We start from the raw sequence: 15,620 nt of genomic DNA, 5'->3' as shown, positions 1-15,620 counted from the left end.
TCACCTCTGTGGACCGGTCGGGCCGGCCAGGTTCAGTTCAACGATGAAGTCGTAGGCATCGCCGCGGTAATGAGAGCGGACGAACTCCAGGGGGGTCCCGTCCTCGAGCAGGGTGCGACGCTCGATATAGAGAGCCGCCGCGCCTTCCGGCACCCCGAGCTGTTCGGCGGGCTCGGCCGTCAGCTTGACCGCCGCCAGGCGCTGCAGGGCGCGGTGGGGCGTGTAGCCCCGGCGCCGCAGCGTGTCGTAGAGCGAGCCCTGCACCTCGTTCGGATCCGGCAGGAAACGGGTGGGGATCACCGCCAATTCCAGCGCCATGGGCGTGTCATTGGCCGTGCGCAGACGTTGCAGCCGGCTGACCGTGGTCCCCGGGCTGATGCCGAGCGCCAGCGTCTCCTCGGGAGTCGCCACCGAGACCATCCGGTGCAGCCACAGGGAACCCGCGGACAGCCCGCGCGAGCCCATGTCCTCGGAGAAGCTGGTCAGCGTGGACAGGCGCTGCTCCACATAGGGGCCCCGGTTCACGAAGGTGCCCGCGCCCTGGCGCTGCTGCAACAACCCCTCGTCCAGCAACTCCTTGAGGGCCTTGCGCACCGTGACCCGGGACACCTCGAACCGCTCCGCCAGCTCGCGCTCGCTCGGCAGCGCGTCGCGATGGCCGAACTTTCCGCTGGAGATCAGCCCCCTCAGATACCGGGCCAGCTGAAGGTAGAGCGGCAGCGGCAGATCACTCGACAGCGCCTGCTTGTCGAGAGCATCGACTCCGCTCGCGTGGATGGACATGACGCCTCCGGTCTCACAAGACCACTGTGATACCAATCTACTACCATGATACCAATCTAGAACCACGGCGCAAGCAAAAACGCGTCTCACAGTGTAAGAACTACTGAATAAGTCCTCGGAATCACTGGTTTTTCGCGGTGTGTCAAATGGGAATTCCCCGTCTTGCCAGAATGCACGCGAAAAATTCGTTGAAAGCGACAAGCAAACTGGTATCTTGCGCCAGTCCAATCTAATACCAGTGGGTCCCGAGGGGAGGGCCGCATGGCGAAGGACACGGAGGGGACTGCACGGCGGTTCCAGGGGCTGGATACCTGGGGGACCGGGGAGGTCCTGGAGGCGCTGTGGAGCAGTCAATCGCGCGCGGCGGCGGCGTGTCTGCCGGCGTTGCCCGTGCTCGGGCGCGCCGTGGACGCAGCGGTCGCGCGGCTGTCCTCCAGTGGTGGCCGACTGGTCTACGCGGGCGCCGGCTCCTCGGGCATGCTCGCGGCCCTGGATGCGCTCGAGCTGGGGCCGACCTTCGGCTGGCCCACGGGCCGCCTCTCCATCCTGCTGGCCGGGGGTCTGGACCTGGTGCGCGGTATCGATGGTGGCGCCGAGGATGACGAGGGGGCGGGACGCACCCGCGCCCGCGACACCCGGCTGGGCCCCTCCGATGTGGTGCTCGGCGTCTCCGCCAGTGGAGGCAGCGCCTTCACGGTGAGCATCGTGGACGAGGCGCGGCGGCACGGCGCCCTGACGGTGGCCGTCGCCAACCTGGCGGAGTCGCCGCTGGTGCGCGCCGCCGAGCACGCGGTGGTGGTGAACACGGGCGCGGAGGTCATCGCCGGCTCCACCCGGCTGGGCGCCGGCACGTCGCAGAAGGTGGTCCTCAACCTCTTCTCGACGGCCACCATGGTGGGCCTCGGGCTCGTCTACGACAACCTGATGTGCCACGTGCGGCCGGAGAACGCGAAGCTGCGTCAGCGCTGCACCACCATCATCTCCCGCATCGCCCAGGTCGGGGAGGACGCCGCCGCCGACGCCCTCGCCCGCCATGGCGACATCCCCCACGCGGTACTCGGCCTGGCCGGCCTCTCCACCGAGGAGGCCGACGCCGCCCTGAACCGCGCCGGTGGGAACCTGCGTACCGCGCTCTCGTCGATCGAACCCAAACGGAGGAACGGCTGATGGCCACGCTGAAGCTCGTCTCACCCATCGCCGGTTGGGCGACTGGACTGGAGGAAGTACCGGATCCCGCCTTCGCCCAGCGGATGGTGGGGGACGGCATCGCGGTGGACCCGACGTCGCCCGAGCTGCGGGCGCCCTGCGATGGCGTCATCGTGTCGGTGCATGCGTCCCGCCATGCCTGCACGCTCCGCTCGGACAGCGGCGCGGAGATCCTCCTTCATATCGGCGTCGACACGGTGGACCTGAAGGGCGAGGGCTTCACGGTCCGCGTCCGCGAGGGCCAGAGCGTGCGGACGGGGGATCTGCTGATCTCCTTCGATCTGGATCTGCTGGCCCGCAAGGCACGCAGCCTCGTGACCAGCATGGTGGTGGTCAACGGTGAGGGCTACACGGTCACCGACCGGGTCCAGGACCGTACGGTGGCGGTCGGCGAGCCGCTCCTGTCGATCGCGGGCCAGGCGCCGGCGGCCCTCCAGGCCCCGGTGAGCACCGAGACGGCGGAGCAGCGGGTGCGCCTGCTCATCCCCCACGGCCTCCACGCCCGTCCCGCCGCCGCCTTCTCGCGGCACGCCCGGCTGCACGCGGGCACCGTGACGCTGAGCGGCAAGGAGCGCACGGCCAACGGCAAGAGTGTCGTGGCGCTCATGGGGCTTGGCGCCCGTCACGGGGACACGCTGACGATCACCGTGCGCGGTGAGCAGGCCGAGCGCGTGGCGAAGGAGCTGGCGGAGCTGGTGATCAGCGGACTGGGAGATCCGGTCCACCCCATCGCCGAGCAGCCGGCCGCCGCCCCCGCCCCCGAGGAGGCGCGGGCGACCGAGTCCTCCACCCTGCCCTTCGCTCCCGGCACGGAGGTGCTGCTCAAGGGCACCATCGCGGCCCCGGGCCTCGCGGTCGGACACGCCGTCCGGATTGTCGATGAGCAGCCCGAGCTGTCCGAGAGTGGCCGGGGCGTGGCGGAGGAGCAGCGCCGCCTGGGCGAGGCCCTCGCCAGCGTGCGGCGGGAGCTCGAGGCGCTGGTCGAGAAGGAGGGCGCGGGTGCCGCGGCGAGGACGGAGATCTTCCGGGCGCACCTCTCGCTGCTGGAGGACCCGGAGCTCACCGACGCCGCGAGCCAGGAGATCTCCGCGGGCCGGAGCGCCGCGTGGGCCTGGCGTGCGGCGGTCGAGCAGCATGTGAAGGTGCTGCACGACCTGGACGATCCCCTCCTGGCGGAGCGGGTCGGCGATCTGCGCGACATCGGCCGGCGCGTGATCGCGCAGCTGACGGGCAAGGGCGGCTCGCGGGTGCCGGCCGAGCTGCCACGGGACGCCATCCTGGTGGCCGACGAGCTGCTGCCGTCCGACCTGGCGGCGGTTCCTCCGGATCGCCTGGCGGCGCTCTGTACGGCGCGCGGAGGCCCGACGTCGCATGTGGCCATCCTGGCCGCGGGCATGGGCATTCCGGCGGTGGTGGCGGTCGGCGACGCGGCCCTTCGGGTACCGGATGGCGCGGCGATGATCGTCGATGGTGACCGGGGCGAGGCGCGCGTCTTCCCGCCCAACGAGACGCTCGAGGCCACCGTGCACGCCATCGCGGCCCGCACGGCGCGCCGCGAGGCCAACCTGGCGCATGCGCACGAGGGCTGTCGCACGGCGGATGGCGTCCGCATCGAGGTCTTCGCCAACGTGGGCCGTCCCGGCGACGCGGCGTCGGCCACCGCCAAGGGCGCCGAGGGCTGTGGCCTGCTGCGCACCGAGTTCCTGTTCCTGGAGCGCGTCACCGCGCCGAGCGAGGCCGAGCAGGCCGCCCAGTACCAGGAGATCGCCGACGCCATGCGGGGCCATCCGGTGGTCATCCGGACACTGGACGTGGGAGGCGACAAGCCACTGGCCTACCTGCCCCTGCCGAAGGAGGAGAACCCGGTGCTCGGCCTGCGAGGCGTGCGCGTCTCGCTGCGCCACCCCGACCTGCTGCGCGCGCAGCTCCGCGCCATCCTGCGGGTCAAGCCGGTGGGCGTCTGCCGCATCCTCGTCCCGATGGTCACCTCCGCGTCCGAGATGCGAGCGGTGCGGGAGATCATCGAGGACGAGCGCGAGGCGCTGGGCATCACCGAGCCGATCTCCGTCGGAGCGATGATCGAGGTGCCGGTGGCGGCGGTGCTGGCGGACCGGCTGGCGGCCGAGGCGGACTTCCTCTCCATCGGCACGAACGATCTCACGCAGTACGCGCTCGCGATGGATCGCGGCAACCCGCACGTGGCGGCGCAGCTCGACGGCCTGCACCCGGGTGTGCTGCGACTGGTGGGGCAGGCGGTGGAGGGGGCGCGCAAGCACGGGCGCCCGGTGGCGGTGTGCGGTGGAATCGCCTCGGATCCCCGGGCGGCGCCGCTGCTCATCGGTCTGGGCGTGACGGAGCTGTCGGCGACGCCGGCGGTGGTTCCCGATCTGAAGGCATTCATCCGGACGCTCACCCTCCCCCAGTGCGTGGAGGTGGCGCGGACGGCGTTGCGGTTCGAAAGCGGTGACGAAGTACGAGCTCTGGTGACGAGCACCTGGCCGGGCCTGTGAGGGGCCGTTCTCGAGAAAACGGAGGCACAGTCGTGGTGACCAATAAATTCGCAGGAGTGCAGCAACTTGGGCGTGCGCTCATGCTGCCCATCGCCGTCCTACCCATCGCCGGTCTGCTGCTGCGTCTTGGACAGCCAGACCTTCTGAATATTCCCTTCATCGCGGCCGCTGGCGACGCCATCTTCTCCAACCTCGGACTCCTGTTCGCGGTGGGCGTGGCCGTCGGCTTCGCCAAGGAGAACCACGGCGCCGCCGGACTGGCTGGCGCCGTGGGTTTCTTCATCACCATCAAGGGCGTGGACGCGCTCGTGACCGTGCCGCCGGAGGTGATCGCGGATCTCACCGGGGCCGCCAAGGACCTGGCCGTCTCCGGCTACAAGGCGCGCCTGGCGTCGAAGATCAGCGTCCCGGTCGGCATCCTGTCCGGACTGATCGCCGGCACGATGTACAACCGCTTCAAGGACATCAAGCTGCCGGAATACCTGGCGTTCTTCGGTGGCCGCCGCTTCGTGCCGATCATCACCGGCCTGGCCTGTCTGGTGCTGGCGCTGGTGTTTGGCTTTGGCTTCCCCGTCATCGAGGCGGGCCTGGATGGCGTCAGCCGCTCGGTGTTCGCCGCCGGCAAGTTCGGCCTGTTCATGTACGGCCTCTTCAACCGCCTGCTGATCGTCACGGGCCTGCACCACATCATCAACAACATCGCCTGGTTCCTGCTGGGTGACTTCAACGGCGTGACGGGTGACCTGAAGCGCTTCTTCGCCGGAGACCCGACGGCCGGCGCGATGATGGCGGGCTTCTTCCCGGTGATGATGTTCGGTCTGCCGGCGGCCTGCCTCGCCATGTACCACGCGGCGCCCAAGCAGAACCGCGCCAAGGTGGGCGGCGTGCTGCTGTCCATGGCGCTGACGTCCTTCCTGACGGGCGTCACCGAGCCCATCGAGTTCGCCTTCATGTTCCTGGCGCCGCCGCTCTACCTGCTGCACGCGGTGCTGACCGGTCTGTCGCTCGTCATCATGGACGCGCTGAACGTGAAGCTCGGCTTCGGGTTCTCGGCCGGCCTGTTCGACTACGTGCTGAACTACGGCAAGGCGACCCACCCCATCCTGCTGCTGCCCGTGGGCGCGGTCTACGGCGGCGTCTACTACGGCGTGTTCCGCTACTGCATCGCCCGCTTCAACCTGAAGACGATCGGCCGGGAGGACGAGACGGCGGCCTCCGCCGACGTGGCCTCCAGCGGCAGTGGCATCTCCGCCCCCGCGCTGGCCCGGGGTGCCGCCTACCTGAAGGCGCTCGGCGGCAACGCCAACGTCCAGGCCGTCGACGCCTGCACCACGCGCCTGCGGCTCACCGTCGCCGACAACAACCGCGTCGACGAGGCGGCGCTCAAGGCGCTCGGTGCGCGCGGCGTCATCCGCCCGGCGGCGGGCAGCGTGCAGGTCATCATCGGGCCGCTCGCCGACCAGGTGGCGGGCGAGGTCCGGGAGGCACTGCAGGGCTCCACCTCGGCCCCGGCCGCCAGGGACGACAAGTCGCTGGCGCGCGCCATGCTCGCGGCCCTCGGCGGTTCCGCCAACGTGCGTGAGATCGGCACCTGCACCACGCGCCTGCGGTTGATCGTCGTCGACGACAAGCTCGTGGACGAGGTGGCGCTCAAGGGGCTCGGGACGCGCGGCGTGGTCAAGCCGGCCGCTGGAGCCGTGCAAGTCATCATCGGGCCCACCGCCGAACGGGTGGCCGACGAGATCCGCTCACTGATGGTGGCCTGACCCCATCCAAAGCCTTCCAGTCGTGCACCAGCCTGGGGGATGGGGAAACCCATCCCCGCCAGGAATGGACTGGTGTTGTCTTCAACAACCCCCAACCCCCCGCAGACGACCGAGGTTCGAACATGAAGTCTCCCCGTTTCGCCTCTCTCTCCCGTCCTCGCTGTTCCATGCGCTCGCTGGCGACCGCCCTGACTCTCCTGTCCGCTGGCACGGCCAGCGCGGACTCGCTGTCGGATCGGCTGAGCTTCTCGATGTACGGCCGCGTTGGCGTGGCCTGGGCCCCCTCCTCCGGTGATTACATCCAGGGCAAGTCGTTGAACCTCACGGGCAACTCCCTGGGTGGCCGCCTCGAGGAGGGCGACTATCTGGAGCCCACCATCAGGGTCCACCTTCTCAAGCCCACCGCGGAGGAGCTGGCGGTCAACAAAGACTCCCCCTACGCCACCGCGGTCATCACCCCGGCGATGTGGGCCAACAACGGCCTGTTCATCGCCCTCACCAGCAACCGGGGCGCCCAGACGCTGACCTTCGAGCTGGGTGAGGCCTACCTCGAGGCGGGCCACATCCTCACCCCGGGCCTGAAGTTCTGGGCCGGAGCCCGCTACTACCGCGGCACCAACGTGTACCTGGCGGATACCTTCTACTTCAACAACCTCTCCTCGCAGGGCGCGGGCGTCCAGTACGGCGGGCTGGACGTGGCGGTGCTGCTGCAGACGTCCGTCAACGGCTCGCAGTACAACTTCGACTCCAACGGTGACGGCATCCTGGACATCCGTCGTCAGCGCACCCTCCTGGTGGGCCAGTACAAGCACCAGTTCACGTCCGGTCACTACGCCCAGGTGCTCGGCGAGCTGCACGCGCTGCCGGAGACGAAGGCGCGGCTCCCGTCGGACTCCACCGTGCTGCCCTCCGACCTCGGCTGGGTGGCGGGCATCAAGGGCTACCTGAACCTCGGCAACGACAGCTTCAACGAGCTCTCGGTGCGCTACGGCAGCCGCATCGCCAACGGCGGCTCGGCTGGCTCCCAGTCCTGGGTGACCTTCGGCGCCCCGGCCGCCAACGGCAAGTACGGCAACGCGCGCAGCCTCGAGGTGGTGGAGCACATCCTCTACAACGTCAATCCCCTCCTGAGCCTCAACGGGTACGGCATCCTCCACTACGGCCAGGGCGCGAGCGGCGCGGCGACGGACAAGTTCATGGACTTCTCCGTGGGCGCCCAGAGCACCGTGTACCTGCACAAGAACTTCCACCTCATGAACGAGGCCAGCTTCCAGGGCGTGCGCGATGGCAGCGACCCGCTCAACACCGCCACCAAGCTGTCGCTCGTGCCGACCCTCGTGCCCAACGGGCAGAGCAGCCCCTTCGCCCGGCCGCACCTGCGCCTGTTCTACACCATCGCCTTCTACAACCAGCAGGCGGTGGACAAGCTCCACTCGCCCTACCTCCAGACCGTCGGCTCCAGCTCCATCGGCCACTTCCTCGGCGCTCGCGTCGAGTGGTGGATCTGAGCCATTCCCAGCAACCGTTTCGGATATCCCACACAGAAGAAACAGAAGGACATCATGAAGCGATTCCTCATCTCTCTTCCTGTCATGGCGGTGCTGGCCTCGGGCTGTCAGGAGCCGGGTGACAAGAACCCCGACACCGGCGATTCCACCCCGCAGCTCCCGGCCGAGCTCACGGTTCAATGGCAGCCCATCGACAACTCGGTGGGCAGCTGGAAGTTCTTCCGCTCCGAGTTCACCCTGGAGAACCGGGGTCCTCGCGAGCTGGGCAGCAGCGGTTGGAAGCTCTACTTCAGCATCATCCGGCGTCCGCTGAACGAGGGCGAAGGCGACGACACCGGCATCCAGAACCTCACGGCGCAAGGCCTCAAGCTCTCGAAGGGAGACGCGGCCGGGAGCGGCGACTACCTCGTGCTCGAGCCCCTGCCGAGCTTCAAGCCGATCGCCGCGGGTGAGAAGCGCGTCATCAGCGTGCTGTTCCAGGACTGGGCGATCATGAAGACGGACGCCCCGGCCGGCTTCCACATCACGTTCCAGGGAGACGGGTTCGACCCCAAGGTCGCCTTCGCCGTGCCGTCGACGGTCAAGATCGACCCGGCCGACCCCAAGCAGACCACGCGCTGGGAGGGCGATGTGCTGCCGGTCCAGACGCCGGCGCTGCGCCATGACGAGAACCCATCCCTCCAGAACCTGGAGCTCTCGGCCCGGCTCCTCCCCTCCCCGCGCCGGATCGAGACCGGAACGGGCCAGGTGACGCTGCGCGGCGGCACTGTCATCGGCTACCCCTCGGACCTGAAGAACGAGGCCGCCTACCTGACGGCCGCGCTGGGCGACGTGCTCGCCGGCACGGTCTCGATGCAGGCCGCGAGCGGGAGCGAGCAGATCTCCCTGAGCATCGACGCCAACCTCGACATCGACGAGGATGGCGCTCGTGACGCGGAGGGCTACGTCCTCGACGTGAAGGACGGCAAGGTGGCCATCAAGGGCGCGGACGCCGCGGGCGTGTTCTACGGCATCCAGACGCTCCGCCAGCTCGTGCCGGTGGAGGCGTACGCCGCCGCGGCGCAGATCGCCAACCGCAGCACGGAGCTCGCCCTGCCGGTGGTGCACATCGCCGACGCGCCGGGCTTCGTCTACCGCGGCATGGCGCTGGACGTGGCGCGCCACTTCCAGACCAAGGAGACGGTCAAGAAGCTGCTCGACGTGCTCTCGCACTACAAGATCAACAAGTTCCACTTCCGCCTGACGGACGACGAGGGCTGGCGCCTGGAGATCCCCGGCATCCCGGAGCTGACGAGCTACGGCGCGCGCCGCGGGTTCGACCCGGCCGAGGCCGAGATGCTCCACTCGGGGCTGGGGTCCATGAACGACCTCGGGGGCGACGACTTCGTCAGCCTCAAGCCGGCCTCGCAGAAGCTGGCCAATGGCAACGAGGCCTGGCCGGCCTACCAGGGCTTCGAGACGGCGACGCTCAACTACGTCGGCAAGGGCAACGGCTTCTACACGACGAAGGACTTCGAGGAGATCCTCGCCTACGCCGCGGAGCGTCACATCGACGTCATCCCGGAGGTCGACGTGCCGGGCCACGCGCGCGCCGCCGTGATGGCCATGGAGTACCGCTACCGCAAGTACAAGGACTCGGATCCCACCAAGGCGACCGAGTACCGCCTGCGCGACCCCCAGGACACGTCCAAGCACAAGAGCGTGCAGGAGTACACGGACAACTTCCTGAATCCTTGCATGGATAGCTCGTATGCCTTCCTCACCAAGGTGGCCAACGAGATCAAGGCCCGCTACGACGCGGTGCCCAGCGCCCGGCTGATGGCCATCCACGGCGGCGGTGACGAGCTCCCGAATCCGGCCTCGAACGTCTGGTGGACGGGCTCCCCCCTGTGCAAGAGCAACCCCGAGACGAAGGACCTGACGGACATCCAGCTGTACAACCGCTTCTTCACGAAGTGGAGTCAGATCATCCAGAAGACCGGCACGAAGATGACGGGCTGGGATGACATCATCCACAACGGCCTGAAGCTGGATGGCTTCATCCCCATGCCGTGGAGCAACGTGTGGGGCTGGGGCCGCGAGGACGACGCCTACAAGTTCGCCAACGAGGGCTACCAGGTCATCCTCTCCCACTCGACGAACCTCTACATGGACCTGGCGTACAACAAGGATCCGGACGAGCCGGGCTACTACTGGGCCAACTTCGTCGACGAGAAGAAGACCTTCGAGTACCGGCCTTTCGACATCTACGCCAACGCGACCCATGACCGCATGGGCAACCCCCTCTCCGCCGACGCCATGAAGGACAAGGTGCGGCTCACCGAGGCGGGCAGGAAGAACATCCTCGGCATGCACGGTCTGCTCTTCAGCGAGAACGTGAAGACGGAGGGCATCCTCGAGTACCTGGCCTTCCCGAAGGTGCTCGGCGTCGCGGAGCGCGCCTGGAACCCGGAGCTGCCGCCGGTGGAGGAGATGCCCGCGCTCTGGGCCCGCTTCACCAACAGCCTGGGCCAGTACGTGCTGCCGCGTCTGGGTGCCTACCGCGCCGTGGACCTGCGCGATGAGATCCCCAATGGCGTGGGCGTGAACTACCGCATCCCCCTGCCCGGTGCGCGCATCCTCGACGGGAAGCTGAACGCCAACGTGCGCTTCCCCGGCCTGGCCGTGGAGTACTCCACCAACGGGGGCTCCAGTTGGAAGCAGTACTCGGCGCCCGTGGCCGTCTCGGGCAAGGTCCTGCTCAGGACCCGCGCGAGCGATGGACGTTACAGCCGCACCGCCGAGCTGAACTGACCTGAAGAGGTGTGTAGCAACCACGCGCGTGTGAGTCCTTGCGGCTCACACGCGCGTTACTTTTTGGGGCTCCCAGCCCCATTTCTCTTCTGTGGTGTAATCCCTACAGATTCGTGTATAACTGGACAAGCCTGCGATAGGCTAAAAAGGCCGACTTGCCGCTTAATCGACTTGACGCGAAAACGCATTTTTGCGATTGTTTGGCTGCGTACCCGCCATTGATTGCAGCCAAAAGAGACACATGTGCGCGGCTGACTGGGGGTTGTTCTCGATCAGCACCCCCCCTGGACGAGGCCATTGCGGGTCGCGCCATGAAAGCGGTTTCAACGCGAATGAGAGGTCGATAATGCGTCGCAACAAGTGGGTCGTTGGCATGGTCGTGTCCGCCCTGTCGGTCGGGGCTTGTGGCCAGGAGACGGTCTCGCCAGAGGCGGAAGGGCCTGGAAGTGTGATGAAGGCTCCTCTCGCGACTGCCTGGGCGCCGAACGTCGCCTATAGCGTGGGAGCCCAGGTCACCTACGGAGGCCGGCTCTACTCCTGTATCCAGGCCCACACCTCGCTGACGGGCTGGGAGCCCTCGAACGTTCCCGCCCTGTGGCAGGACCTGGGCACGTCGGGTGGCGGCGACACCACGGCGCCCACCGTGAACGCGAGCGCCAACTCCACCAACTTCACCGCCGCTGGCACCCTCAACCTCACCGCCAGCGCCACCGACAACGTCGGCGTCACCAAGGTGGAGATCCTCGAGAACAACGTCCTCGTCGCCACCGCCTCCAGCTACAGCCGCAGCTTCAGCAGCTCGACCCAGAACGGTACGTACACCTATACCGTGAGGGCCTTCGACGCCGCGGGCAACGTGGGCACCAAGACGGTGACCGTCACCGTGAACATCGGCGGCACGGGCGGTGGCGGCAAGCGCCGCATCGCCTACTTCACCGCGTGGGGCATCTACGGCCGCAACTACCAGGTCTCCAACATCCCGGCCGCCAAGCTCACGCACATCAACTACGCCTTCTCCAACATCTCGCCGGATGGCAAGTGCATCCTCGGCGACTCCTACGCCGACATCGACAAGGCCGGTGGCTGGGCGGGCGAGTGGGACGCGGGTCAGCTGCGCGGCAACTTCCGCGCCCTGAAGGAGCTCAAGAAGACCCAGTCGCATCTCAAGCTCCTCATCTCCGTGGGCGGCTGGAGCTGGTCCAAGTACTTCTCGCAGGTGGCCGCCACCGCGGCCTCCCGTCAGGCCTTCGTGAAGTCCTGCGTGGACCTCTACATCAAGGGTCAGTACCCCGGGGTGGATCCGGTCAACGGCGTCGGCGTCTTCGACGGCATCGACATCGACTGGGAGTACCCCACGGGCGGCGGCCTGGATGGCAACATCAGCAGCCCCGCGGACAAGCAGAACTACACGCTGCTGATGCAGGAGTTCCGCAACCAGCTCAACGCCGTCACCTCGAGCACGGGCAAGCCGTACCTGCTCACCATCGCGTCCCTGGCCTCTCCTGACGGCCTGGTGAACAAGCAGGAGACGAAGAACCTGTCGAACATCCTCGACTGGATCAACGTCATGACCTACGACTACCACGGCGCCTTCGAGAGCACGACGAACTTCCAGTCCGCGCTCTACGCCGTCCCCGGCGACCCGGCCGCGAGCACCGGCTTCTGGAGCGACGCGACGGTGTCGAAGATGCTCGAGCTGGGCGTGCCGGCCAACAAGATCGTCCTGGGCGTGCCGTACTACGGCCGCGGCTGGGGCAACGTGCCGAGCACCAACAACGGCCTCTTCCAGCCTGGCGTCCCCACCAAGGGCACCTGGGATGACGGCGCGTCCGGCCTGACGGGTGTGTTCGACTTCAAGGACATCAAGAACAACTACGAGCGCGCCGGCTCCGGGTACACCAAGTACTTCCACCCGCAGGCCAATGAGGCCTACGTCTACAACCCGTCCACGAAGATCTGGATCGCCTACGACGACGTGCAGTCCATGAACGCCAAGGCGGACTACATCCTGAGCAAGGGCCTGGGTGGTTCGATGGCCTGGGAGCTGAGCTCGGATGACGGCTCGCTGACGGATGCGCTGTACCAGAAGCTGAAGTAACCCCCTGTCCGGCCACGCGAAGTGCTCGCGTGGCCGGACCTCCAGCATGAACGGTAGTCGCAGCACCTGACCGGTGGGGACGCATGCGTCCTTGCCGGTGCCGGTATTGCCGTGGCCGAGGGGCGGGGCTCGTCAGGGTCCGGGATTGGGGCTCGAACCCAGAGAGCCCCGCCCCCCGCAGGCCGGCGTACCGGGGATGAACCCCCCTCCCCCACCCCCCTTCTACCCATGCAAATGCTCAGAACCCACAGCACGTGTAATCGCCCGATGATGGTGCCCACCGAGGAGCCGCGCATCCGTGCGGCGATCGCGGGACGGCGTGATGCGGCCGAGTCCCTGCTGGCGGAACTGCTTCCGCGGGTACGCAACCTCGTCCGGTACTCGGTCCACGTCGACTCCGAGGTAGATGACATCACCCAGGAGGCGCTGGTCGCCATCCTGCGCGGGCTGCCCACCTACCGCGGAGAAGGCGCGTTCGTGTCCTGGGCGGACCGAGTGGTGGTCCGCGTCACCTTCGCCGCCTCGAGACGGGCGCGCGCCGAGCGCAGCCAGGTGGACGTGGACGACGAGGCCGTGGAGTCGGCCACGATGGCCTCGGAGGACGAGGCTCCGGATGACTGCCTGCTGCGCGAGCACATGACGAAGCTGCTGGAGCGGCTCTCCGACGAGCAGCGGCGCGCCCTGCTCCTCCACCACGTGATGGGGATGAGCGTCCCGGAGATGGCCGAGGAGCTGGAGGTCCCCTTCGAGACGGTCCGCAGCCGGCTGCGCCTGGGCCGGGCCCACCTGCGCGAGCTCCTCTTCCGCGAGGTCGGACAAGACGCAGTGATGCTGTGAAAGGCCTTTCACGCCTTCTGGTGGTTTCGTCGTCGCGCTCGTGGCACCCGGCTGACCCCGGCAACCCCCACTGCTGATGAGGCTCCTGGTGCCCGCGAGCACCCGCTCCCCGGCAACCCCCACTGCTGGAGGGCCTGGCGGCGGAATCACCCGTGTCACCACCGGGTGCGAGTCAGCACCGCTCGCACCCGGTGGTGGCCCGCCCGCCGCTAGTACTTCGGGAGGTTGGGCAGGCTCTGGTTGCAATTGCTGGTGATGCTCAGGAGCTGGCACACCAGCTGGCCAGCGGAGTTCACCCCCGCCGCTCCGGCCGGGGGCGACGCGTGGACGCGCTCCTTCCAGATCTGCCACACCATCATGCCGTCCGTCGGCTTGCCCTTGTTCTTCATGTACGTGGCGAGCGTCTCGACGTTGTAATACTTCGTCGCCATGTTGTTCTGCCCGGTGAGCATCTCGGCGTCGTACACCGTGCCGGGCTCCGCGTTGAGCTTCAGCGTCGCGCCACCGGCGCCCTCCGGAGCGATCTCCAGACCCATGGCGATGGGCCCGCTGTAGATGGCCCGGTAGGACTCATAGCCCTCGCGCGGGTCGTAGTAGTCGCCGCCGTCGTAGGACATGAGGTTGATGTGGTGCAGCTTGTTGCCGTGGTTCTTCACCACCGTGTACATCGTTCCACCGAAGGGCGAGCCCCACTGCACCTTGCCCTCCTCGAACGGCGTGCCCTTCACGTAGTAGGCGCCCGTGGACCAGCCGGCGATCGAGATGCCCAGCGACAGGCCCCGGCTCTGGATGGTGTTGTGGAGGCTGGTGATGATGTTGGAGATCTCCCCATCCTTGCTGCAGCTGAACTGGTCCGCCGTGAGCTTGTTGCAGCTGCTGCCGCTGGACTCCCAGTCGATGTCGACGCCGTCGGCACCCAGGTCCTGCGCCAGGTCGACGACGTGCGCCGCGTTGAAGTTCGCCCACTGGCTGCCCTGGCTGTAGCTCCAACCGCCGACGGAGATCCACACCTGGGTGCCGCGCTGGCGCAGCGCCTTGATGTTGTTGATGAGCGTCAGCGCCTGCTCCCGGGTGAACTTCTTCTGCCCGGTGTTCGTCGTGGCCCCCTCGAAGAACTCGAAGCCCGCCACGGCCTGATCGAACTCGTACGAGCCCTTCACGTACGCCATGTCCGGCCGCACGAAGGCGAGGTTCACGTGCGTGTAGTAGCTGGGGATGATGGCGGGCGTGAGGTCGTTGATGCTCGTGTTCCAGCTGCTGGCGTAGCCGATGTACATCCTCCCGGTCGGGGGAGGCGGAGGAGTGCCGCCGATGTTGACGGTGACGCTCGCCGCGCTGGAGGTGGCGGTGTTCCCCGCGGCGTCATAGGCCTTGGCCGTGTAGCCGTAGGTGCCGTTCTGGCCGCTGGAGCTGAAGGCGTCGGACGCGGTGAAGGGGCTGGAGGTGTCCGTGCTCAGCAGCACCCCGTTCCTGAAGAACTCGACCTTCGTCACGCCCACGTTGTCGGTGGCCGGCGCGGAGAGGCTCACGCTGCCCGCGCTCGTGAGGTTGGTCGGGCTGGCCGAGAGGCTCACCGCCGGAGGCGTGGCATCCACGGGAGGCGGCAGGCTCCCGCCACAGGAGTACCCGTTGATGGTGCAGGTGCTCACCCCGCTGTAGGTGCCCGTGCCTCCGTAGGTGACGGTGATGGTGCCGTTGGCGGGCACGATGTTGCCGCCCCAGGTGTTCGGCAGGACGGTCCACGTCCCGTCGCTCGCCCGGGTGGCGGAACCGCCGGCGCCCCAGGGAGTACCGCTGATCGCGGCGTTGCCGTTGAACTTGAAGGACACCGCCCAGTCGGAGATCTGGCTGCTCGTGGTGTTCTTGATGGTGATCACACCATTGAAGCCACCCTCCCAGCTCGAGCTGCTGCTGAAGGTAGCGGTCAGTCCCGCGGCGTTGGCCGCGAGCTCGAGACCCTGGGAGCCCACCGGCTCCTGGGGCTCCTGCCCACCACATGCCGCGAGCGTGCCCAACAGACCGGTGATGAGGAACTTCCGCGTCCTGCTCATGAGACCTCCGAGGAAAGGGACAGGGACAAAAGGCCCGAGAATGAGAGGGCCGGACCCGGCGTTTCGGG

9 protein-coding genes are annotated in these 15,620 nt (G+C 67.8%); 7 read left to right on the top strand and 2 right to left on the bottom strand.

The features are described 5' to 3' along the window. On the bottom strand, nucleotides 1-783 hold the full coding sequence (locus JRI60_RS23560; RefSeq protein ID WP_204228141.1) for a GntR family transcriptional regulator: 783 nt from the start codon (nucleotides 781-783) through the stop codon (nucleotides 1-3). A 261-nt stretch (nucleotides 784-1,044) separates the two neighbouring features. On the opposite strand from JRI60_RS23560, the gene JRI60_RS23555 reads away from it, so the two are divergent. The 7 genes from JRI60_RS23555 to JRI60_RS23525 all read left to right on the top strand — a co-directional run bounded on the left by JRI60_RS23555 (nucleotide 1,045) and on the right by JRI60_RS23525 (nucleotide 13,501). Continuing rightward, nucleotides 1,045-1,950 carry an N-acetylmuramic acid 6-phosphate etherase gene (locus tag JRI60_RS23555; RefSeq protein WP_204228140.1) on the top strand — a complete coding sequence of 302 codons (906 nt, stop codon included), beginning with the start codon at nucleotides 1,045-1,047 and terminating at the stop codon, nucleotides 1,948-1,950. Continuing rightward, on the top strand, nucleotides 1,950-4,499 hold the full coding sequence (ptsP, locus tag JRI60_RS23550; protein WP_204228139.1) for a phosphoenolpyruvate--protein phosphotransferase: 2,550 nt from the start codon (nucleotides 1,950-1,952) through the stop codon (nucleotides 4,497-4,499). Before JRI60_RS23555 ends, ptsP begins: the two co-directional genes overlap by 1 nt. Nucleotides 4,500-4,579: 80 nt before the next feature. Then, nucleotides 4,580-6,265, top strand: a complete 1,686-nt coding sequence (gene nagE / locus JRI60_RS23545; RefSeq protein WP_239470688.1) for an N-acetylglucosamine-specific PTS transporter subunit IIBC — start codon at nucleotides 4,580-4,582, stop codon at nucleotides 6,263-6,265. Between the two features lie 167 nt (nucleotides 6,266-6,432). Next, nucleotides 6,433-7,773 (top strand): carbohydrate porin, encoded by a 1,341-nt coding sequence (locus JRI60_RS23540; RefSeq protein WP_204228137.1) that lies wholly within the window; start codon nucleotides 6,433-6,435, stop codon nucleotides 7,771-7,773. Between the two features lie 54 nt (nucleotides 7,774-7,827). After that, nucleotides 7,828-10,566, top strand: coding sequence for a family 20 glycosylhydrolase (locus tag JRI60_RS23535; protein ID WP_204228136.1), 2,739 nt, complete (start codon nucleotides 7,828-7,830; stop codon nucleotides 10,564-10,566). A 451-nt stretch (nucleotides 10,567-11,017) separates the two neighbouring features. After that, entirely contained in the window at nucleotides 11,018-12,664 is a 1,647-nt protein-coding gene (locus JRI60_RS23530; RefSeq protein WP_239470687.1) for a glycosyl hydrolase family 18 protein, read from the top strand. Between the two features lie 228 nt (nucleotides 12,665-12,892). Continuing rightward, a complete protein-coding gene (locus JRI60_RS23525; protein ID WP_239470686.1) occupies nucleotides 12,893-13,501 on the top strand; it encodes an RNA polymerase sigma factor in 609 nt (202 codons plus the stop codon). 209 nt (nucleotides 13,502-13,710) lie between these two features. Here the strand turns inward: JRI60_RS23525 and JRI60_RS23520 are convergent, their stop codons facing one another. After that, complete coding sequence (locus tag JRI60_RS23520; protein ID WP_204228134.1) at nucleotides 13,711-15,552, bottom strand: glycosyl hydrolase family 18 protein; 1,842 nt, start codon at nucleotides 15,550-15,552, stop codon at nucleotides 13,711-13,713. Nucleotides 15,553-15,620: the final 68 nt, after the last annotated feature.

Source organism: Archangium violaceum, assembly GCF_016887565.1.
Classification (GTDB): domain Bacteria; phylum Myxococcota; class Myxococcia; order Myxococcales; family Myxococcaceae; genus Archangium; species Archangium violaceum_B.
Note: the sequence above shows the minus strand (reverse complement) of the source record. Positions and strands in the feature narration are given on the sequence as shown.

Excerpts from the sequence above, each read along its gene's own strand:
- JRI60_RS23540 (WP_204228137.1), top strand. The coding sequence starts at position 6,433 with ATGCGCTCGCTGGCGACCGCCCTGACTCTCCTGTCCGCTGGCACGGCC.
- JRI60_RS23555 (WP_204228140.1), top strand. The coding sequence starts at position 1,045 with ATGGCGAAGGACACGGAGGGGACTGCACGGCGGTTCCAGGGGCTGGAT.
- JRI60_RS23525 (WP_239470686.1), top strand. The coding sequence starts at position 12,893 with ATGCAAATGCTCAGAACCCACAGCACGTGTAATCGCCCGATGATGGTG.
- nagE (WP_239470688.1), top strand. The coding sequence starts at position 4,580 with ATGCTGCCCATCGCCGTCCTACCCATCGCCGGTCTGCTGCTGCGTCTT.
- ptsP (WP_204228139.1), top strand. The coding sequence starts at position 1,950 with ATGGCCACGCTGAAGCTCGTCTCACCCATCGCCGGTTGGGCGACTGGA.
- JRI60_RS23520 (WP_204228134.1), bottom strand. The coding sequence starts at position 15,552 with ATGAGCAGGACGCGGAAGTTCCTCATCACCGGTCTGTTGGGCACGCTC.
- JRI60_RS23530 (WP_239470687.1), top strand. The coding sequence starts at position 11,018 with ATGAAGGCTCCTCTCGCGACTGCCTGGGCGCCGAACGTCGCCTATAGC.
- JRI60_RS23535 (WP_204228136.1), top strand. The coding sequence starts at position 7,828 with ATGAAGCGATTCCTCATCTCTCTTCCTGTCATGGCGGTGCTGGCCTCG.
- JRI60_RS23560 (WP_204228141.1), bottom strand. The coding sequence starts at position 783 with ATGTCCATCCACGCGAGCGGAGTCGATGCTCTCGACAAGCAGGCGCTG.